General features: G+C 42.0%; 20 protein-coding genes. 7 read left to right on the top strand and 13 right to left on the bottom strand.

Annotation, left to right across the window (positions count from 1 at the left end; all coding sequences use genetic code 11):
* The first annotated feature begins 172 nt into the window (after positions 1–172).
* On the top strand, positions 173–769 hold the full coding sequence (locus AC4MC0_RS11905) for a 1-acyl-sn-glycerol-3-phosphate acyltransferase (protein ID WP_010326291.1): 597 nt from the start codon (positions 173–175) through the stop codon (positions 767–769).
* An 82-nt stretch (positions 770–851) separates the two neighbouring features.
* Here AC4MC0_RS11905 and AC4MC0_RS11900 read toward each other — a convergent pair whose 3' ends face one another.
* From AC4MC0_RS11900 to mrdA, 4 genes are all read right to left on the bottom strand, one after another.
* Positions 852–1,175: a hypothetical protein gene (locus AC4MC0_RS11900; protein ID WP_004694315.1), complete on the bottom strand. Its 324-nt coding sequence runs from the start codon at positions 1,173–1,175 to the stop codon at positions 852–854.
* Between the two features lie 165 nt (positions 1,176–1,340).
* The gene (locus AC4MC0_RS11895; RefSeq protein ID WP_491887101.1) at positions 1,341–2,075 is read right to left on the bottom strand and encodes a sulfite exporter TauE/SafE family protein; all 735 of its coding nucleotides are present in this window, start codon (positions 2,073–2,075) and stop codon (positions 1,341–1,343) included.
* A gap of 206 nt (positions 2,076–2,281) precedes the next feature.
* Positions 2,282–2,848 carry a 16S rRNA (guanine(966)-N(2))-methyltransferase RsmD gene (gene rsmD / locus AC4MC0_RS11890; RefSeq protein WP_004694311.1) on the bottom strand — a complete coding sequence of 189 codons (567 nt, stop codon included), beginning with the start codon at positions 2,846–2,848 and terminating at the stop codon, positions 2,282–2,284.
* Positions 2,849–2,850: 2 nt separating this feature from the next.
* Positions 2,851–4,896, bottom strand: a complete 2,046-nt coding sequence (gene mrdA, locus AC4MC0_RS11885; protein WP_017396965.1) for a penicillin-binding protein 2 — start codon at positions 4,894–4,896, stop codon at positions 2,851–2,853.
* Positions 4,897–5,137: 241 nt separating this feature from the next.
* Here mrdA and AC4MC0_RS11880 point away from each other — a divergent pair, with 241 nt between their 5' ends.
* From AC4MC0_RS11880 to AC4MC0_RS11865, 4 genes are all read left to right on the top strand, one after another.
* Positions 5,138–5,656 (top strand): hypothetical protein, encoded by a 519-nt coding sequence (locus tag AC4MC0_RS11880; protein ID WP_004980918.1) that lies wholly within the window; start codon positions 5,138–5,140, stop codon positions 5,654–5,656.
* 63 nt (positions 5,657–5,719) lie between these two features.
* Positions 5,720–7,036, top strand: a complete 1,317-nt coding sequence (locus tag AC4MC0_RS11875; RefSeq protein ID WP_491887100.1) for a hypothetical protein — start codon at positions 5,720–5,722, stop codon at positions 7,034–7,036.
* Between the two features lie 78 nt (positions 7,037–7,114).
* Entirely contained in the window at positions 7,115–7,774 is a 660-nt protein-coding gene (gene adk, locus AC4MC0_RS11870; protein ID WP_004694303.1) for an adenylate kinase, read from the top strand.
* Positions 7,775–7,868: 94 nt separating this feature from the next.
* Positions 7,869–8,054, top strand: a complete 186-nt coding sequence (locus AC4MC0_RS11865; RefSeq protein WP_004694300.1) for a hypothetical protein — start codon at positions 7,869–7,871, stop codon at positions 8,052–8,054.
* 12 nt (positions 8,055–8,066) lie between these two features.
* Here AC4MC0_RS11865 and nth read toward each other — a convergent pair whose 3' ends face one another.
* A complete protein-coding gene (nth, locus tag AC4MC0_RS11860; RefSeq protein WP_491887099.1) occupies positions 8,067–8,777 on the bottom strand; it encodes an endonuclease III in 711 nt (236 codons plus the stop codon).
* A gap of 2 nt (positions 8,778–8,779) precedes the next feature.
* Positions 8,780–9,574 (bottom strand): RnfABCDGE type electron transport complex subunit B, encoded by a 795-nt coding sequence (locus AC4MC0_RS11855; RefSeq protein WP_078389899.1) that lies wholly within the window; start codon positions 9,572–9,574, stop codon positions 8,780–8,782.
* Between the two features lie 348 nt (positions 9,575–9,922).
* Between AC4MC0_RS11855 and gdhA the strand changes: the two genes are divergently transcribed.
* Positions 9,923–11,266 carry an NADP-specific glutamate dehydrogenase gene (gene gdhA, locus AC4MC0_RS11850; protein WP_259233442.1) on the top strand — a complete coding sequence of 448 codons (1,344 nt, stop codon included), beginning with the start codon at positions 9,923–9,925 and terminating at the stop codon, positions 11,264–11,266.
* Between the two features lie 76 nt (positions 11,267–11,342).
* On the opposite strand, the gene AC4MC0_RS11845 is transcribed toward gdhA, so the two are convergent.
* The 3 genes from AC4MC0_RS11845 to rlmH form a co-directional block, all read right to left on the bottom strand.
* On the bottom strand, positions 11,343–12,125 hold the full coding sequence (locus AC4MC0_RS11845; RefSeq protein ID WP_436905704.1) for a DUF4377 domain-containing protein: 783 nt from the start codon (positions 12,123–12,125) through the stop codon (positions 11,343–11,345).
* A gap of 141 nt (positions 12,126–12,266) precedes the next feature.
* On the bottom strand, positions 12,267–13,043 hold the full coding sequence (locus tag AC4MC0_RS11840; protein ID WP_491887098.1) for a dioxygenase family protein: 777 nt from the start codon (positions 13,041–13,043) through the stop codon (positions 12,267–12,269).
* 108 nt (positions 13,044–13,151) lie between these two features.
* Positions 13,152–13,634, bottom strand: coding sequence for a 23S rRNA (pseudouridine(1915)-N(3))-methyltransferase RlmH (rlmH, locus tag AC4MC0_RS11835; protein ID WP_491887097.1), 483 nt, complete (start codon positions 13,632–13,634; stop codon positions 13,152–13,154).
* 146 nt (positions 13,635–13,780) lie between these two features.
* On the opposite strand from rlmH, the gene AC4MC0_RS11830 reads away from it, so the two are divergent.
* Positions 13,781–14,722 (top strand): M28 family peptidase, encoded by a 942-nt coding sequence (locus AC4MC0_RS11830; protein WP_491887096.1) that lies wholly within the window; start codon positions 13,781–13,783, stop codon positions 14,720–14,722.
* Positions 14,723–14,967: 245 nt separating this feature from the next.
* On the opposite strand, the gene AC4MC0_RS11825 is transcribed toward AC4MC0_RS11830, so the two are convergent.
* The 4 genes from AC4MC0_RS11825 to AC4MC0_RS11810 all read right to left on the bottom strand — a co-directional run bounded on the left by AC4MC0_RS11825 (position 14,968) and on the right by AC4MC0_RS11810 (position 19,113).
* Positions 14,968–15,348, bottom strand: a complete 381-nt coding sequence (locus tag AC4MC0_RS11825) for a VOC family protein (RefSeq protein ID WP_004980894.1) — start codon at positions 15,346–15,348, stop codon at positions 14,968–14,970.
* Between the two features lie 129 nt (positions 15,349–15,477).
* On the bottom strand, positions 15,478–17,907 hold the full coding sequence (lon, locus tag AC4MC0_RS11820; RefSeq protein ID WP_491887095.1) for an endopeptidase La: 2,430 nt from the start codon (positions 17,905–17,907) through the stop codon (positions 15,478–15,480).
* Positions 17,908–18,055: 148 nt separating this feature from the next.
* Positions 18,056–18,646, bottom strand: coding sequence for a 5-formyltetrahydrofolate cyclo-ligase (locus tag AC4MC0_RS11815; RefSeq protein WP_491887094.1), 591 nt, complete (start codon positions 18,644–18,646; stop codon positions 18,056–18,058).
* Between the two features lie 71 nt (positions 18,647–18,717).
* Positions 18,718–19,113, bottom strand: a complete 396-nt coding sequence (locus AC4MC0_RS11810) for a MerR family transcriptional regulator (RefSeq protein ID WP_004980886.1) — start codon at positions 19,111–19,113, stop codon at positions 18,718–18,720.
* Positions 19,114–19,145 lie beyond the last annotated feature (32 nt).

The following is a 19,145-nucleotide window of genomic DNA, read 5'->3' as shown; positions in this document are numbered from 1 at the left end:
ATTCACGTATTTTTACCTTTAATCTCAAAGACCCTGTTTTTTCTTGAAATATTTGGAATTAAATAAAATATACGTTTATAGATTAATTGTTGTTTTATTGAGCGTCTCGCCGTGTATTTGATCAGCAGCATTGCTAGAATCGGCACAGATTTTTAGTAATGTGGTATTTTTTGTGTTCGAAAAGCTTGCAGAACAAAGTTTAGCCTTAATGGGGTGGCAGATTGATAATCATTGGGATTTGAATATCGATCAATGTGTGATGATTGCAGCGCCACATACCAGCAATTGGGATGCGCTGTACGCTCGTTTGGCATTAAAGGCCTTAGGTGTGCATGTCCGTATCACTATTAAAGACAGCTATATGAAACTGCCATTTGGGCCATTTGTTCGTGCAATGGGCGGGATAGGTATTGACCGTCGTCCGAAGCATGAAGGTGAACCACGTCCAAGTATGGTACAACTCATGAGTGATCTTTTTAAAGAACACCCTAAGTTGGTGATGTTGGTCACCCCTGAAGGGACACGTGCCAAGCAGGAACAGTGGAAAACAGGTTTTTACCATGTTGCAGTTAGTGCAGGTGTTCCAATTGCGTTGGCCTATATGGACTATGCGAAGAAAAAAACTGGAGTGGGTAAAATTATTTATCCTACGGGTGATTATGAAAAAGATATGGCTGAAATTATGGCATTTTATGCACAAATTTCTGCTAAATTTCCTCAAGATTTCAGTGTCGATACTCGCTATCACAACGACTCAACTGTGTCTTAACTTCAAATTTAAGTCATATGAAATTAAAAAAGACAGCTTTCGAGCTGTCTTTTTTATTGCTAACCGTATTTTAAGGGCTTTGCTAGGGATTGGGTAAAACCCCACCTAGTGACTGGCATGCGGCCGTATAACTTTGTAGCTGTGTTTCAATCACTTCGGGCAGGGGCAGGTCAAAAATTTGATCGCCATGTTGATAGCTTTCTACATAGGATTGGGCTTTTTGTTTGCTGCTGGCAAGCACTTGTTCATGATAACTGGTCATGCTGCTGTGGTCTGCCTGATCGCGTTCTATATTTTGACAGTCAAAAGATTGGAGAAGTTTTTCGGCTTGTTTTATTTCTTTGGATGAGCTTATGGAGCAAGCACTGATAAAGCAAATACTCAGTAGTGCAAGAGGCAGTTTCATATATGGTGGGCGGTGGGTTTTAAGGTGCGCCAATTGTATAAAGATTTGTGAAGCTGGAGGAAGTCTAGTAGTGCCAAGCTGTTTAAAGATAAGCCTATTTTGACACAAAACACACAATTGCTGACCCAAGCCAATGCCAAAGTGCAGAGTCAGGTTTTTATAGCACTACAGAAAGCGATAGCTGATACATAGAAAACAGCCTGTACTAAATAATAAACCCAGTACCGTATGCTTGAACTGCCGCTCCGAAATCTTATAAAACAATTGCGCGCCGAGCATGGCCGGTAGACTCACACTCAAAAGTAAGATGCCCATATAGGGTAAATGTTGCAAGTTTAAATTTCCGCGGAGCAGATAGGTGAGTAAGGTGAATAGCTGAATGGCGAAATTAAAATGCCTTAAAATTGAGCGCTGTTGCTCTTTAGGAAGGTTTTTTAACATGACCCAAGCTGAAGGCAGTGAGCCACAAAAGCCTCCTAACCCACCCAATACACCTCCAAGAAAACCAATACTGCTATCGGCGTATTTTCCAGAGTTTTGAATGAAGTGAATCTGGGGATTAAGTAGCATCAATGGACACCAAAGAATCAGAAAAATTCCTAGAACCAGTTTAAAGGTATGTGCTTGAATGATGTCTAACAGATAGGTACCCAATGGAACGCCAATCAGACCTGCAAGGATATAAGGCGTAACAAGGCTTTTATCAAGTTGAAAGGCAGATTCCGACTTTAAGGAAATTAGGTGACTCCAGACTGAGGCGAACACCACCAAGGGCGCTGCGAGCTGAGGTGCCAAGATCCAGACCCAAAATGACATGGCAATTAAGGCAAATGCAAAGCCCGTGAGTCCCTGTACAAAACCCGCCACCATTACACCTAAGATAAAGATCAACCAAGTCATATGCGATATATTTAAAATTTTAGCGAGTGTATGGTTTTTCGATCTGTCTACATAGTTTTAGACATGAAAAATGATTGAAACCTTAGCTTGATTTTGAATATGTATATTGATCTTCATACATAGCGTAGCTCAGAACCACACTAATATGCGCTAAGACCACTTTCTTTCGTGATGGTGTCAATCAAAAGGACATAAAAGTGTCTAGATTATGGGGAAACAACCACTTTCTTTTGATATAAACCTGCACGTACAGACCCAGCTTTGGTGTTCTTTATTTGAATCCAAGTGCTTGGAAGTTTTAACTGATTCAAATCTCGGTCGGCTTCCACATAAATATAGCCATTATTTTGAATCATCGGATCCGCCAAGAGGGCTAGTTCTTCCCATAGCTCTAGGCTATACGGCGGGTCTAAAAAGACCAAATCAAACTGTTCTTTTAAGGTAGGTAATGTTTGCTGTGCAGTCGCTACTTTTAACTGGGCACGAGACTTAGGGACTTTAAGGAGTTCCAAGTTTTTTGTTAAAAACTGTGCTTGATTGTGGTCAGGTTCAATTATCACTACTTTTGAGGCACCACGTGATAAGGCTTCAAATGCCAACGCACCCGAACCTGCACAAATATCCAAAACATTGGTGTTTTGCACATCCCACATGAGCCAATTAAACAAAGTCTCACGTACACGATCAGGCGTAGGGCGTAAACCTTCAATACTGGCAAAAGGCAATTGGCGACGTTTCCAGTCCCCTCCAATGATGCGGAGTTGGTTTTTCATAATTAGTCTGACTCCACAGGTGCAGAAGGTGGTGTAGCTGAACGGCTTGTATTTGCCGTTGTTGAAGTGGGTGCTGTATTTGAAGTACTGGTTGGTGTAGCTGTATTTGTCCCAGTTGTGGTCGCTGGTGGAGTGCTACCACTTGGTAATTCACCCGGTTTAATCCCCGCCGTCATCAAGCCGCCACTAATTTGATGGTTTTGAGGACGAATTGGATTTTTATGACGTGTGAGCAGCCAGTAGTCTAAGATCGGACGAGCCAGCTGTGCCGCAGAACCACCGTGACGACCATTTTCCCACACTACTGCAATCGCAATTTCAGGGTTTTCCGCAGGTGCAAAGCCAACAAATAAACCGTGGTCGAGCTGACGTTCTGTTAAAAGTGCTTCGTTATAGCGTTTGCCTTGGGCAATACTTTTGACTTGTGCCGTACCAGTTTTACCTGCAATTTTATACATTGGTGTACGAATACCACGTCCTGTACCCGTTTCGATGACATCGACCATAGCATCACGCATTTTTATCCAGTCTTCATCTGTACCATTGAACTGAATTCGACCATCAGGTGCATTGAGGTTTTTATGTGGTTTTGCGCCTTTACTGGTTTGTAAAACATGTGGAATTACATGCGAACCATGATTCGCAGTAATGGCAGTTGCCATGGCTAATTGTAGGGGGGTTGCGGTAAAAGCACCTTGTCCAATACTGACAGAAATGGTTTCACCTTTAAGCCATTTGGCATCGCGAGTACGCATTTTCCATTCAGGGTTTGGATACAGACCTGTGCTTTCACTCGGTAAATCAACACCCGTTTTCTCACCAAAACCAAACTGACGCATCCATGTGTTCATTTTTTCAATGCCCATGCGGAAAGACAGAATGTAATAAAAGGTATCGCAAGAAACAACTTGAGCTTTATGTAAATTGACTACACCATGTCCTGACTTTTTCCAGTCACGGAATTTATGCGAATCGCCCGGAAGGGTAAAATAGCCATGATCGGAAATAGCAGTACCCCAATCAATTAAGCCATAATGAATACCACCTAAACCAAACATCGGTTTAATGGTTGAGCCGGGTGGGTAAGCGCCTTGTACAGCACGGTTATATAGCGGTTGATCGAGGTTATCGCGTAAACCGCTATAGTCGGTATGACTAATCCCCGTGACAAACAGGTTAGGGTTAAAACTTGGACTTGAGACCAAGGCCAGAATTTCACCTGTACGTGGATCCATCGCCACGATTGCACCACGACGACCTGCAAGCTGCTCTGAGGCAACCGTCTGCAAGCCATAATCGAGTGAAAGATATAAGTCATTACCACGAACGGGTTCTTTGCGACCTAAATGGCGCAACACGTTACCGTGCGCATCGGCTTCGACCGACTCATTTCCTGGCACACCATGTAGCAAATCTTCATAGGAGTTTTCTACCCCAATTTTACCAATCAGGTTAGTGCCCGCATACAAATCTTTATTGATACTTTTTAATTCTTTATCGTTAATTCGACCTACATAACCAATCACATGGGCAAATAGCTCACCATGTGGATAGTAGCGCGTCATCTGGGTTTCGATATTAACCCCAGGGAATTGATACTTAACTTCGCTAAAGCGAGCGATATCATTTTCATTGAGATTAAGTTTAATGGAAACGCGTTCAGTTTTACGTGAGGCTTTAATACGACTGTTAAAGCGTTCAATATCATCTGGTGTGAGTTCTAAGATTGGCGTTAAACGTTCAATCGTAGCATCAATATCCGTCACATCCGCTCGACTCATCGTCGCGGTAAAGACAGGATAGTTGTCCGCCAACAACACACCATTGCGGTCATAAATATAACCACGTGCAGGGGCTAAAGGTTGTAGGCGGATACGGTTTTGATCGGATGCAGTTGAAAACTCGTCAAATTGAACCAGCTGCAAATAGGCATAGCGAGTGACTAAAATCAGCAAGAAGAAAACCACAATACCCATGGAAATAAAGGTACGATTTCGAAAAATGCGCTTTTCTTGTTGGACATTTTTTAAAGGAAAGTGCTGTTTCATACCAAATCGACTTAAACACATGGATAAAGAGGAAAATACCTGCGCGCTATTCTAACGCATGTCACACTGTTTTGATATTTGTTATCGCTGCTTCTGCTTTTCATTTTTGCCTAAATTTTGACTTTATAGACATCAAAAATATAAATTGCTGTATATAAGTGTTTTATAAATTCTGCTACAGTCAAAATCCTGTAAAAAGGGACCAATTACTAAAATAACATTACGGATAATGGTGACAATAATGACAAGAATTTATCCAGTGTTGGCACTTGTTGCCTGTGCAAACGTAGCCTACGCTCAAGATAATTCCTTTTTGCCAGATGCGAAAATTCCTGCTGGCAGTGCTCAAACGTGGAATGTAGGGGCTGGTGTAACGCAGAAATTACTGCACACCAATTTGGAGTGGGTGAATCCTTATGGCATTGCATACGCAAAAGCTGGGGTATTTATCAATGATGATTACCCTGTCGGTGGTCAGCTGGGTTTTAGATTTCCTGTGCATTTTACTGGTAAAGATAAAAATGGTTATTATCTCGGTGTTTACGCAGGGCATATTGACAGCAAGAAAGTAGATGGCGAGTACGAATCTCGCCTTGGTGGTGGTGTAGATCTTGCTTATGTGTTACTTAGTCCTGAACGAATCAGCACTTTCAGTGTAGGGATTGGTGCAGGCGAAAAACTCGAAGCCAAATCGGGTTATGTGGTTGCAGAAACTGAACCGAGACTACAATTTTCCTATACTCTAAGTTTCGGTTTATAGACACAATATCTTTTTTAAAACGCTATATAATTCAGTTAATAAAATTAAATATGGAAGTTATGCATGCTTGAGTACGTCAATCAGTTGTGGCAAACCTTTTTGAATCGACCTGATTTTTGGGCTGTACTCAGCATTATTCCTGTGACTGCTTTTGTGACTTGGGCACACGTTTGGATGGCCCTGAAAATGGTCTTTTACCCGATTACATTTTGGGGGGTTCATATTGGGCCTTTGCCTGTGGGTTGGCAGGGTATTGTGCCCAGAAAAGCGGGGCGTATTTCAGGCATCATTACGGATAACACCTTATCTAAACTTGGTTCTTTGCGTGAATTTTTAGATGCAATGGATCCTGAGGATATGGCGCGAATCATTGGTGAGCAAGTTGGTTTTGAACTTGAGCACCTGATTGATGAAGTCATGATTGACCGTAATGCTGTACTTTGGGAAAACTTACCTTATTCGATTAAGCGTCGAATTTATGCGCAGGCACACAAACAGCTTCCGGCTGTGCTCAGAGAATTAGTGACCGAACTGACCATGAACGTCGAGTCACTTGTGGATATGCGCGATATGGTGGTCAGCCAAATGGAAGGTGACCGCAGACTAATGGTGCGTATGTTCTTGAAAGTGGGTCAGAAAGAAATCAACTTTATTTGGCATATTAGTGCCCTCATTGGGATGTTCTTTGGTATCTTCCAAATGATTGTTTGGTTTGTGGTGCCATGGCATTGGACCGTGCCATTTTGGGCCGCGGTATGGGGCTTCTTAACCAACTGGATTGCGATTTGGATGGTGTTTAATCCAATTGAGCCACACTATGTTCGATACTTACAACTGACTGAATTAACAAAAGATCGTAAGTTTCCATGGATTAAACCTGTGATTCCGCGCATTGGGACTTATAATGTACAAGGAGCTTTCATGAAGCGCCAAGAAGAAGTGTCTGATGTGTTTGCAAGTGTAGTCACAGAAGACCTGATTACGTTAAAATCCATCATGACTGAAATGATGTATGGCAATAAAAAAGACAAGACCCGTCGTATTGTCAAACGTCATATTAATGAAATCATGGAAACGCCATTGGTGAGAACATCTTTGCAGCTGTCTTTGGGGCCACGTGAATACGCAAAACTCAAGACGGACTTGATTGATCGTTCAATTGAAATTACGATGGTGCCTGTATGCGACCCAGCGTTCAATGCGAGCCGTGCACAGAAAATCTATCAAATGTTTAGAGACCGTATTCGAGAGCTAACACCGAAAGAATTTCAAAACTTATTACGTCCTGCATTTCAGGAAGACGAATGGATTTTGATTTTATTGGGTGGGGTAACGGGCTTCATTGCGGGTACAATACATTTGTTTGTAGCTTTCTTATAATTAGATGCTAAAAATATGTCGAATTTGTCGGCATGTACTAAAGTGTCAAATACATTGTTTAAATGAGGATGTTTTTTTATGCGCATTATCTTACTCGGACCACCTGGAGCAGGTAAAGGTACACAAGCTCAGTTGATCTGTAAGCGCTACAATGTCCCACAAATTTCAACCGGTGATATGCTCCGTGCTGCAATTCGTGAAGGAACTGAACTCGGTCTACAAGCTAAAAGCGTGATGGACAATGGTGGTCTTGTATCTGATGAACTGATCATTGGTTTAGTGAAAGAACGTATTGCACAACCTGACTGTGTAAATGGCTGTATCTTTGATGGTTTCCCTCGTACCATTCCTCAAGCCGAAGCGCTTGAAAATGAAGGCATCAACATTGATCACGTGATTGAAATTGATGTTCCTGACGAAGAAATCGTACAACGTCTTTCTGGTCGTCGTCAGCACCCTGCATCGGGCCGTGTTTATCACATCGTTTACAACCCACCTAAAGTGGAAGGTAAGGACGACGAAACTGGTGAAGAGCTGGTACAACGTCCTGATGACCAAGAAGCAACAATTCGTAAACGTTTAGGTTCATACCACACTGAAACTGAACAGTTGGTTGGTTTCTACCAAGGTCGCGCAGCGTCTGGTGAAAATGCACCAACCTATAACAAGCTGAATGGCTTACGTCCAATTGACGAAGTACAAGCAGATTTGTTTGCGATTCTTGATCAAGACAAATAATTGCATGTTTTAAACATGGCAATGTTTTGACATTGAAAGAGCTCTAAGTCATATTAGGGCTCTTTTTCTTGATCCTGTTAAAATGGAGTCGCGTGTGGCACAAGTTGGAATCATTGTTTTAATTATTGTTGTTGCGGCGGTATTAGTAGGTCTGTTTTATATCAGCGTAAAAATGCTACGCGATGTCAGTAAGCAAGAAAAAATGTCGAAGACGCAGCCAGAACGTCAGTTACATCCGAAGTTGCAGCAAGACTTAAAAGATAAATCAAATCAACAATAAAAAAACTGAACTTTAATGTTCAGCTTCTATCGTCTTTGTGGTAATACGTGCTGCACCAAATTCAAAACGATCTGGCCAGTTACACACATCTGAAACAATACACTCATGACATTTCGGTTTGCGTGCGATACAGCAGTATCGACCATGTAAAATGAGCCAATGATGCGAGTCGACAATAAATTCTTTCGGTATGACTTTAACTAAACGGTGTTCGACTTCAAGTACATTTTTGCCGACCGCTAACCCCGTACGATTGCCTAAACGAAAAATATGCGTATCGACCGCCATGGTCGGTTGTCCAAAAGCAGTATTTAACACCACATTGGCGGTTTTTCGTCCTACACCGGGCAAAGCTTCTAAATCGGCACGGTTGTTTGGCACGATGCTGTTATGTTTTTCAATCAGTATCTTACAGGCTTTAATGACATTCTCAGCCTTTGCATTATATAAGCCTATGGTTTTAATGTAGGTTTTTAAACCATCGACCCCTAAGGCATAAATCGTTTCAGGTGTATTGGCGACTGGAAAGAGTTTATCTGTAGCTTTGTTGACACTCACATCCGTCGCCTGAGCAGACAAGGTCACAGCCACCAACAGCTCAAAAGGACTCGAATAATTCAATTCAGTTTTGGGATTTGGACGTTGCGCGCGTAAACGTTCAAAAAAGATTTGGATTTGCTTTTTGGTCATGCTTTTTACGGGTTTTCCGCTTGTAGTGAGCATGCTTAAGCTCCCTGTAACTGATGAAGCTGTTGGGTTAAGTCATCTAACAACAGACGTTTTTTCGTATCTTCACGCACGCTGAGCTGCTTTTCTAATTTTTTAATTTGTACACGTAATTTCGCCAGCTCAATGGTGGCTTTTGCATCGAGCTTTGCTGCCATTTCTGGCTCTTTGTCGAGGATTTGAATATCAGGTACAGCATCGTTCTGTGCTGAAAACTGGGCAAATAACGCCGTATCAATTTCTGCACGAACTACTGGACCTTTACGGTGTAGACGCTGTTTTTCTTCACGCTGAATGTGCGCGTAATAGCGTTGTCTTAAGTCATCTTGCTCAGCTTTGCGCAAGATTTCCGTCGGTATACCGCTTACATCTGGAATAAGGTCAATACAGTCAACAGGACAAGGCGGAATACACAGTTCACAGCCTGTACACAGGTCAGTCAAAATACTGTGCATGAGTTTACCCGAGCCAACAATGGCGTCTACAGGACAGGCACTAATACATTTGGTACAACCAATGCATTCATCTTCACGAATGATTGCTTTCATTCTCTGTGGGCGGCCATCGGCTTGAATAGGCCAAACACTTTCCTCTGCAATTAATGCTGGTCGGTTTAGCAACTGAGCCAATGCATCGGCTACAGGCTGCCCGCCGGGTACACATTTATTGGCTGCTTCACCTTCGCTGATGGCTTGGGCATAAGGCAGACATCCATCACGATGTCCGCAGAGTCCACATTGGGTTTGGGGAAGGAGAGCATCGATATTTTGGATCAGGGAAATGTGCGAATTCATGCGTAAACCAATCCTGCAGATGAATTTGCAGAGATATTAGAAGAAATAGGTAGATCACTGAATTTTACCATGTTTTTTTTGATTAATCCTGTGTTCTAAAATGGTTCATTGATTGCATCATTTTTGAGCAAAAAAAAGATTTTAAACCTGTGTTTTCATTGGTGTTTTTTTATAAGCAGTTTCTAGGTATATTTTATATAAATAATTGTTATATAAATGATAAATATGTTTTTTAAAAGAAATGTGTTGTGAATTGTTGGTAAAAGATATTTAATTGTTTGCGCCAAAATTTAACATTGTTTATAAAATTTGACCAATTTTGATCCATTTTCTGCTGAGGATTAAGCGTTGAAATATAACAGCCTTAATGAGTTTTTAGATTACGTGAAAACACGTGATGAACATCAACCCGAGTTTCTACAAGCGGTAGAGGAAGTCATGACCAGCCTTTGGCCGTTCATTGAAAAAAATCCTCGTTATGCAGACCACGGCTTGCTAGAACGTTTAGTTGAGCCAGAGCGTGCGATTCAATTCCGCGTTTCATGGGTGGATGATCAAGGTCAAACGCATGTCAACCGTGCTTTCCGTGTTCAGTACAACTCGGCAATTGGTCCATTTAAAGGTGGTATGCGTTTTCATCCATCGGTGAATCTATCGATCCTAAAATTTTTAGGCTTTGAACAAACCTTTAAAAATGCGTTAACGACACTGCCAATGGGTGGCGGTAAAGGTGGTTCAGACTTTGATCCTAAAGGGAAGTCTGAAGGCGAAATTATGCGTTTTTGCCAAGCGCTAATGATTGAGCTATACCGTCACCTTGGTTCAAATACGGATATCCCTGCGGGTGATATTGGTGTGGGTGGCCGTGAAGTGGGTTATATGGCTGGCATGATGAAGAAGCTGAGTAATGACACTTCATGTGTGTTTACTGGTAAAGGTTTAACCTTTGGTGGTTCTTTGGCGCGTCCTGAAGCAACGGGCTACGGCACAGTGTATTTTGCTGAAGAAATGCTGAAAACACGTGGCGACTGCTTCCAAGGCAAAACAGTCACGATTTCTGGTTCTGGTAACGTAGCACAGTACGCTGCTGAAAAAGCAATGTACCTAGGTGCAAAAGTCGTTTCATTGTCTGACTCTGCGGGTACGGTATATGTAAAAGCAGGTTTCACCGATGCTTTACTTGCTGAAGTGATGGAACTGAAAAATGTGAAGCGCGGTCGTATTTCTGAGTTTGCGTCTAAGCATGGTTTTGAATACTTAGAAGGGCAGCGTCCATGGTCTATTCCATGTGATATCGCATTGCCATGTGCAACTCAAAATGAGTTAGATCAGGCGGATGCTGAAGTACTCCTTGCAAATGGAGTGATTTGTGTCGCTGAAGGGGCAAACATGCCTTCTACCTTAGATGCAGTCGAAAAATTCGTTGAAGCGAAAATTTTATACGCACCAGGTAAAGCATCCAACGCGGGTGGTGTTGCGACCTCTGGCCTAGAAATGTCACAAAATGCTTTGCGTTTGGGTTGGACTTTTGAAGAAGTCGATGAGCGCTTACATGCGATCATGAAAGAAATTCACCGTAACTGTGTGAAATACGGTACACAAGCAGATGGTACTGTGAACTATGTAAATGGTGCCAACATTGCAGGCTTTGTAAAAGTTGCAGATGCAATGCTTGCTCAAGGCGTATTCTAAGTTTATATACACTTAGAAAAATCCCAATAAAAAACCGAGGCTTGAGGCCTCGGTTTTTTTCTAGGTCATTGAACGATTACAATGAACCTTTTACTGCTTCACGTTCAATAATCATGTCTTGAACATAAGCATATTTTGATTGGTCAGCCGCAGGGTTGGCAATTTCAAAACGTTTAACACGCACGATTTGACGCTCTTTAGGGTTATGAGTGAAGCCATCGATATGGTTATAGAATAACGTCCAGTCTTTATCGACCTGTGTTTTTACGCCATTTTCAGCATATTTAACTTCACGAACTTGTAGGCATTCCATACGGGCAACACCTGCAGAACATGTTTTAGTTTCAGGTGAAATTTCTAAGAAAACAGTTTCACCTTGGCTTTGATATTTCGATTCAGCAGTTTGCTTACCTGTGAATACAATTTTTTCACCTTTTGCCGATACCACGGTTAGTGTTGGTGCATCAGGATCATTTAGGTTTAAAACAAACGGTGCCTTACGGTTGTCAAATAAATCTGCTGCAACGCCTTCTTGAGCCATGGCTTTTGGTTCACATGCCATTTGAGTCGCCATCAGGTTACCCGTGACGATTTGATTATTCTCAACTTTCCAACTGGTACCCATACCGTTACAACTGGTTGCAATGCCTAAACGACCTGCTTGTTTGTCAAAGTTTAAAACCAAAGGTTTAGGCGCATCCACGGTGTTCGCACTCCAATGGTAGTTTGCGAGTGTTTGATCTGCATTTTGTTGTTGTAGTACAGACACAGCCAAATCTCCTACTTTTTGAATATCAGATGATTGGCAAGCAGCCAGTGCGAGTGGGAAAAGGGCAATCGCTAAATATTTTAATTTCATGGGTTACAAGTTCTTGATTTAAAATAAAAAGATACATCATATCCGATGTTGTTTTTAAAAGAATGGATACATTCAGTTCTTTTGGGTTTCAAAATGTATCCATAAATATTTTTTTGTTAATATATAAGTAAAATTTATACATTAATCAAAACGGTAAATGTCCATGCCCAGTGCACCCATGGTAAAGCTACTATGCACAATATTAAAACGATGACCTGTACCCATCGCAAAGAATATTGGGGCAAAGTGTTCTAACGTTGGGTGGTTACGACGGATAAAAGGAATCGATTCCCAGTCTAAAATGGCGTCAAAGTCCTGATGGCTAAGTTTCGCGACGACATGATTACGAAACGTCGACGCCCACTCAGGTACCGTTTGTGACTGACCATGCCAAGACAATTCGGCTAAGTTATGGGTAATACTCCCTGAGCCGATCAGCAAGACCTGCTGTTCGCGTAGAGGCGCAAGGGTTTGTCCAATTTTATAAATCTCCTCTGCCGACAGATTCATCGGGAGTGAAATTTCCACCACAGGGATGTCTGCATCTGGATACATATGGAGTAAAGGCATCCAAACGCCATGATCACGCGGACGGGTACTGTTTGCATGAGCTGAAAAACCCGCTTCTGCCAATAAATGTAGAATTTCTTCAGCTAGAACAGGTTGACCGGGTGCTGGGTAGCGAATGTCATAAAGCTCAGCAGGAAAGCCTCGAAAGTCATGCCATGTCTCAGGGCGGACTCCAGTACTTACTTCAAGTGAGTTACTTTCCCAATGAGCAGACATAATCACAATTGCTTGTGGTGTCGGTAAGTTTAGGCCCAAACGATGTAACGCAGGCCCAACTTGCTCTGGATTCAACGCAAGCATGGGTGAGCCATGAGAAATGAATAAGCCGGGTAGCGTTTGTAAGTTCATTGTGAAAGCCTAATAAGGGAAGATGAAAGGAATTTTGTCAGATTCTAATCATCTGTGTAATGGGAGAAATATCAACGTATTGTTCCAAAAAAAGAACAATACTTGAGCTTAACCTGCACGATGATAAGGGTGATTATGATTAATACTCATCGCACGGTAGAGTTGTTCAATCAGCATCACGCGAACCATCGGGTGAGGTAAGGTCAGTTTGGATAAAGACCAATGCCAAGCAGCTGCTTTACGTACTGCTTCAGAGTGACCGTCAGGCCCACCAATTGCCAGTACAATATCATTGCCCTCAAGCATCCATCCTTTCATGGTTTCTGCCAGTTTTTCGGTGCTAAACTCACGACCACCGACTTCCAAAGCAATCAGTATTTCGTTGCCTTTCATTGCATTTAAAATGCTATCACCTTCAATTTGACGGTATTTTAAAATATCTGCTTCTGAATCATTTTTACCGCGCTTTGCCATTGGCAGTTCAATAATCTGCGTTTGCACAAAAGGTTGAATACGTTTGAAATAATCTTCAAAACCAGTCAGTACCCATGCAGGCATTTTTTGACCAATGGTCAGAATACGGATTTTCATAATGGGTCATGTATAAGGAGACGATTCATTATAACGGTGAAAGTAAGGCTTTGCAGTGAGACGAAACAAAATGCAATTGAATTCACTGAACTAATGTTGCTTAATTCAACAGATGAGAGGAATAAGAAATACTTGGAATAATAACAATGTGGCTCAAAACTTTAAAAAAACAGGCTTTTTTGTTGATTGTTGTACTGGGTACTTTCACAGGGCAGGTATTTGCAAGCAACGTCAAAATGGCTGATGAACAAAACCTACAAGTTTATTTGGAGCAAGTGATCGGTCAGGGCAAAGCACGTAACTATAAAAATCTTGATGAACTGAACCGTGTCTCTGCATGGATCAAAGAACAAATGCGCTTATTGGGCGTTCCGTGTCACTATCAAAACTTTACGGCCAATCAGCAAATCTACCGAAATGTAGTGTGTAGTTTAAACGTCGGACGGGCAGACCGCGTGATTGTTGGGGCACATTATGACGTCTTTGGCGATCAAGATGGTGCAGATGACAATGCCTCTGGCGTTGCAGGGGTAATTGAAACGGCGCGTATTTTGGCAGAGCAAAAGTCTAAACTGCCTAACAATGTGGACTTCGTGTTCTATAGTTTAGAAGAACCACCGTTTTCTAAAACTGAACAAATGGGCAGCTATGTGCATGCGAAATCGGTTCAGTCACAAAAAGATAAGATTAAAGGTGTGTATATTTTAGAAATGATCGGGTTCTTTAGTGAACAACCCATCCAAAGCTATCCTGTGGGCTTAAAGTGGATTTATCCAACCCATGGTAATTTTATTGCGACCGTGAGTAATGTTAGTTCGCGTGATTTAGGCGCAGGCTATTGTACAGCGATGCAGCAACTTGATCAGTTGGAATGTCAGCGTTTGGTTGCTCCGAGCTTTGCTAATGCTTTTGATTTTTCAGATCACTTGAATTATTGGGAGTTTGATATTCCCGCAGTGATGATTACCGATACGGCATTTTATCGAAATAGTCACTACCATACCAAAGCAGACCGCTTAGCGACGTTGAATTTGACCAAAATGGCAAATGTGATCGATGGGCTGGTACAGCATTTATTGAAACCTTAAGGTATTTTGAGCCATAAAAAACGCAGTTCTCAAGTAGCGAGAACTGCGATAAAAGGTCATCCGTCTGGAGAATCAGATGACCATGCAATTTCAAATCATCAATAAAAAGAAACATACAGCGCGTATTTGTTCTTATTATTTATATCGGGCTTTTTATCGATTTTTCAAGTCTGATGGATGATAGAGGAAAAGGTTTAATACAAAAATTCAAACCAGCTAAGCGAAAATTTGGAGTTTCATCCGTTTCACGTCATGGAATGTAGGCCAATCATATTTCCTTCGCTATCAAAGGCCAGCACAATAAAACCATATTCACCAATGGCCGTTTTTGCTTCATGAATTTTTCCGCCAGACTCAACAAGCCGGCTCGCTTCATTCGCACAATCATCACATGAAAAATAGATTAAGGTACTGTTTCCTCCTGCGGATAGGCCTGGCATTTTCACCAGTGCACCTGAAGCGCCATAGGCTTGCATGTCTGAGGGGAAAGCCCACATTTGCAGTGAATTATCATCCGCTGGTGGGGTTAATTCCGTTAATTGAATATTAAAAACAGATTCATAAAATTGTTTGGCACGAGATAAGTCATCCACATAAATTTCAAACCAGCCAATCGGGTTTTTCATTTTAGTTGTCCTACGTGTATCCCTTGATCAAATTATTGTAGGAAATAAAAGCATAAAGATGTGTGGTGTTATCTACAGTAAATTGTAATAAAAAAGAGAGCCGAAGCTCTCTCTTTTTACGATGCGGAATTAGTGGCGTGCAGCTTTTTTGCCTTCATCGACCGCTTTCACTATTGGTGCTTTGACCAAAGGCTCAGGCATAGAGGTCAACGCTAGTGGTAAAATCTCATCAATCGATTTCACCGCTTTAATCTCTAAACCTTCTTTCACATTTTCAGGAATCTCGGCAAGATCACGGACATTATCTTGAGGAATGAAGACTAATTTAATGCCACCACGATGTGCAGCAAGCAATTTTTCTTTCAAACCACCAATACGCATTGCACGACCACCAAGACTGGTTTCACCTGTCATGGCAATGTCAGGGCGAATTGGGATACCTGTGAAGGCAGAAACCAATGCTGTAGTCAGTGCTAAACCAGCAGATGGACCATCTTTTGGTGTTGCACCTTCTGGTAAGTGTACGTGAACATCGGTCTCTTCAAAGCGAGTTGACTCGATGCCCAACTCATCTGCACGAGTACGCACGACGGTCATAGCTGCGGTAATCGATTCTTTCATCACATCACCGAGTGAACCTGTGGTGATGAATTTACCTTTACCTTTCACAGCTGCAACTTCAATGGTCAGCAACTCACCACCGACTGAAGTCCACGCTAAACCGTTTACGCGACCGACTTGGGCTTCGTCTTCCGCCATACCAAAGTCAAATTTATGTGGACCTAAGTAGTCTGGAAGGTTAGCCGAAGTCACGTCGACTTGTAGGTTTTTCGCCTTCTTGCTGACCGCTTCTTTTACAACTTTACGGGCAATTTTAGAGACTTCACGCTCTAAGCTACGCACACCGGCTTCACGTGTATAACGTTGTACGATGTCACGAATCGCTTCTTCATGAACAGTCAATTCTTTCGCACGTAGACCATTATTTTTCATGGCTTTCGGAACAAGGTAACGCTCAGCAATATTGACTTTTTCATCTTCGGTATAACCCGGTAGACGAATCACTTCCATACGGTCAAGCAATGCTTCTGGAATATTCATGCTGTTCGCAGTACAGATGAACATCACTTCAGACAAGTCCAGATCAAGATCTAAATAGTGATCGTTAAACTTGCTGTTCTGTGATGGATCGAGTACTTCAAGCAACGCAGAAGCAGGGTCACCACGGTAGTCTTGCGCCATCTTGTCAATTTCATCGAGCAAGAACAATGGGTTCTTTACGCCGACTTTCGTTAAAGACTGCACAATTTTACCTGGCATCGCACCGATATAAGTACGACGGTGACCACGGATTTCCGCTTCGTCACGTACGCCACCAAGTGCCATACGCACAAACTCACGACCTGTCGCTTTAGCAACGGATTCACCCAGTGAAGTTTTACCTACACCTGGAGGACCAACTAAACATAGAATCGGACCTTTGAGTTTTTTCACGCGAGATTGAACTGCGAGATATTCCACAATACGATCTTTCACGTCATCTAAGCCGTAATGATCTGCATCGAGAATTTCTTGCGCTTTGCTTAAGTTAATGCTGACTTTGCTGGCTTTATTCCAAGGCGTATCTAAAATAGCCTCGATATAATTGCGCACCACAGCCGCCTCACTAGACGCAGGTTGCATTGCTTTGAGTTTACGGAATTCGCTTTCCGCTTTTTTACGCACGTGTTCAGGCAAATCAGCTTCGGCAAGACGTTTTTCAATTTCAGCAACGTCATCTTCCGCGCCGCCATTCATGTCAGAAAGCTCACGCTGAATGACCTTCATCTTTTCATTGAGGAAGTATTCGCGTTGATTTTTCTCCATTTGGCGCTTCACTGAGTCATGTAATGTTTGCTCAATCTGTTGTTCTTCAGATTGTTGCAATAAATACGTCATCAGTTCTTGTAGATGTGCTTCAAACTCATCGTGTTCGAGGAATTTTTGCTTCACATCAATATTCAGTGGGACACGGGTCGCTACGAAGAATAACAATTGCAGTAAATCGTCAATCTTGTTCGCAGCAGCAATCAGTTCACGTGCATTACGTAGTTTTGCTTCGGCATATTGAGCAAACAGGGCACGTAATTCTTGTACACGTGTTTCTTGCGTTGTTTCGTCAATGTGGACTGACATTGGGCTAAGTGCATGTTCTGCGGTTAGATAATCATTTTCATCAATGATTTTTTCTAGCTTTGAACGATGCAAGCCTTCAATTAATACTTTTATACAGTTTTCATCATTTTCATGATTCACAACTTGCACAATCTTCGCGACAGTACCGTATTGATATAAGTTGTCGTGATCAATTTCTTCTGAAAGAGAATCTTTTTGAGCAACTACAAATACTAGATTGTCACTGTTACGAGCCACATCAACTGCATTGATCGATTTTTCACGACCTACAAATAGCGCGATTTGCATGTGTGGATACACCACCACATCACGTAACGCTAAAAGTGGTAATACACTTGGAACCTGAGGCTCTAAGGTTTCTTGATTCATAATAATTTCAGACATGGGCACTCCTAATGAGTGACAACGGTGTTGCCATGTTTTTTATAGTGATGGGTATTTTAAAAAATACAAGGGCAGGTCAAAATAAATTGTATAAAAAATGACTAAACATGTGATTTTTAAGTATTCTCAACAGTCAAAAATGTCAATTTTAGCGCTTGAAGCGTAAATGCTGTTGAGGGGTCAGCAGCCCATCCAAAGGTTGATCCCATGTTTCTCGAATCAAGCGCTGTGGCACCAACTGGAAGTGATGAGCCAAACCCAAACGAAATGGACGGTGATACGGCGCAGAAGCCAAGGTTTTGTCATAAAAACCACCGCCCATGCCAATGCGTGTGCCATAAGGATCACACGCCAATAAGGGCATGAGTAGCAGGTCTAAATGTGAAACGTGCTGACCACGTGTTGCCATGGGCTCTTGCATACCTAGCGGATGGTGGGAAAAGCGTTTATTTTGAAATTGATGACGTGAAACTTTGACCCACGCTAAACGCTGATTCATATTGCAAATCATTGGTAAATATACTGCTTTTTTTTGATGAAAACAATATTCAATGATTTTACGGGTCTGAATTTCCCCAAAAGCATGTAGGTAGATCCCGACACGGGTGGCATGTTTAAATTCGGGCACACGTCTTAAACGTTGTAAAATTTGAAGTTCGGACTGCTGCTGTTGATAGGCGGAAACTTGTCTGCGTTGTTTGCGAAGCTGTTTTCTGAGTTGGGCAAGTTCAATCGACATGGTGAACGCAGTCCTGAGAATCGAAAAGGTGTGTGTGAAAATGATCGTCAAATTTCAAAGATGGTATCTGTTTATGGTGCAATCGTTGAACCTTTTTTTAGCTCTTGCAAAATTGGGCAGCAACTGTCGGTGGTGGTTTTACATTCATCCACCCAGCTTGAAAGGCGTTGTTTCAAAGCATTCAGCTCTTGAATCCGTTGATCAATCTTTTCCAGCCGTTGTTGAATCACTTCACGGACTTTTTCACGGTCATCCAACTGCAAATGCAGCAAATCTTGAATTTCACTGAGCTGTAAGCCCGCATCTTTGCCTTTTTGTATAAAGCTTAAAGTTTCAATATCTTGCTGACTATAATAGCGATAGTTTTGCGTGGTTTCAGGAATACGCATCAGACCGATCCGTTGATAATAACGAATGGTTTCCACATTCACCTGACAGTGTTTTGCCAGCTTGCCGATAGTGAGCATAAAATAATCTCCAAAAGGCTTGACTCAGTACC

It is taken from the genome of Acinetobacter sp. CAU_H_S139_7 (assembly GCF_058599305.1).
Note: the sequence above shows the minus strand (reverse complement) of the source record. Positions and strands in the feature narration are given on the sequence as shown.

Bases quoted from the DNA above. Each gene is read 5' to 3' on its own strand.
- nth (WP_491887099.1), bottom strand. From the start codon at position 8,777: ATGCTCACTACAAGCGGAAAACCCGTAAAAAGCATGACCAAAAAGCAA.
- rlmH (WP_491887097.1), bottom strand. From the start codon at position 13,634: ATGAAAATCCGTATTCTGACCATTGGTCAAAAAATGCCTGCATGGGTA.
- AC4MC0_RS11895 (WP_491887101.1), bottom strand. From the start codon at position 2,075: ATGACTTGGTTGATCTTTATCTTAGGTGTAATGGTGGCGGGTTTTGTA.
- AC4MC0_RS11830 (WP_491887096.1), top strand. From the start codon at position 13,781: ATGTGGCTCAAAACTTTAAAAAAACAGGCTTTTTTGTTGATTGTTGTA.
- AC4MC0_RS11855 (WP_078389899.1), bottom strand. From the start codon at position 9,574: ATGAATTCGCACATTTCCCTGATCCAAAATATCGATGCTCTCCTTCCC.
- AC4MC0_RS11845 (WP_436905704.1), bottom strand. From the start codon at position 12,125: ATGAAATTAAAATATTTAGCGATTGCCCTTTTCCCACTCGCACTGGCT.
- AC4MC0_RS11810 (WP_004980886.1), bottom strand. From the start codon at position 19,113: ATGCTCACTATCGGCAAGCTGGCAAAACACTGTCAGGTGAATGTGGAA.
- AC4MC0_RS11900 (WP_004694315.1), bottom strand. From the start codon at position 1,175: ATGAAACTGCCTCTTGCACTACTGAGTATTTGCTTTATCAGTGCTTGC.
- AC4MC0_RS11840 (WP_491887098.1), bottom strand. From the start codon at position 13,043: ATGAACTTACAAACGCTACCCGGCTTATTCATTTCTCATGGCTCACCC.
- rsmD (WP_004694311.1), bottom strand. From the start codon at position 2,848: ATGAAAAACCAACTCCGCATCATTGGAGGGGACTGGAAACGTCGCCAA.
- AC4MC0_RS11880 (WP_004980918.1), top strand. From the start codon at position 5,138: ATGACAAGAATTTATCCAGTGTTGGCACTTGTTGCCTGTGCAAACGTA.
- mrdA (WP_017396965.1), bottom strand. From the start codon at position 4,896: ATGAAACAGCACTTTCCTTTAAAAAATGTCCAACAAGAAAAGCGCATT.
- AC4MC0_RS11825 (WP_004980894.1), bottom strand. From the start codon at position 15,348: ATGAAAAACCCGATTGGCTGGTTTGAAATTTATGTGGATGACTTATCT.
- lon (WP_491887095.1), bottom strand. From the start codon at position 17,907: ATGTCTGAAATTATTATGAATCAAGAAACCTTAGAGCCTCAGGTTCCA.
- adk (WP_004694303.1), top strand. From the start codon at position 7,115: ATGCGCATTATCTTACTCGGACCACCTGGAGCAGGTAAAGGTACACAA.
- AC4MC0_RS11875 (WP_491887100.1), top strand. From the start codon at position 5,720: ATGCTTGAGTACGTCAATCAGTTGTGGCAAACCTTTTTGAATCGACCT.
- AC4MC0_RS11815 (WP_491887094.1), bottom strand. From the start codon at position 18,646: ATGTCGATTGAACTTGCCCAACTCAGAAAACAGCTTCGCAAACAACGC.